At 66.8% G+C, this 422-nt stretch carries 1 pseudogene; it reads right to left on the reverse strand.

What is annotated here, in order from left to right:
- Positions 1-422: pseudogene (locus AC1DBX_RS20695) on the reverse strand (hypothetical protein); the annotation flags it as partial.

Raw genomic sequence — 422 nt, forward strand, 5'->3', positions numbered from 1 at the left:
GTGACCGTGGTGTAGCCGGTTTTGGTTCCGGTGACCCGGACGGACAGGGTCTTGCCTGCGTCTGCGCTGTTGAGCCGGTAGGTGGCAGCGGTTGCTCCGGTGATGGCGGTGCCTGAGCGGTACCACTGGTACGTCAGGTTGACTGGGGCAGGGCCCCAGGTGCCGGGGTTGGCCGTGAGGGTGTAACCGACCCTGGTTGTCCCGGAGATCGTCGGAACCGGGGCCGGGGCAAGGGTACCTGCGGTGACTGCGGCCGTTGCGGTGGAGGGCTTCGTGACCGTGGTGTAGCCGGTTTTGGTTCCGGTGACCCGGACGGACAGGGTCTTGCCTGCGTCTGCGCTGTTGAGCCGGTAGGTGGCAGCGGTTGCTCCGGTGATGGCGGTGCCTGAGCGGTACCACTGGTACGTCAGGTTGACTGGGGC

This window comes from Arthrobacter sp. 10N44_2 (assembly GCF_056394385.1).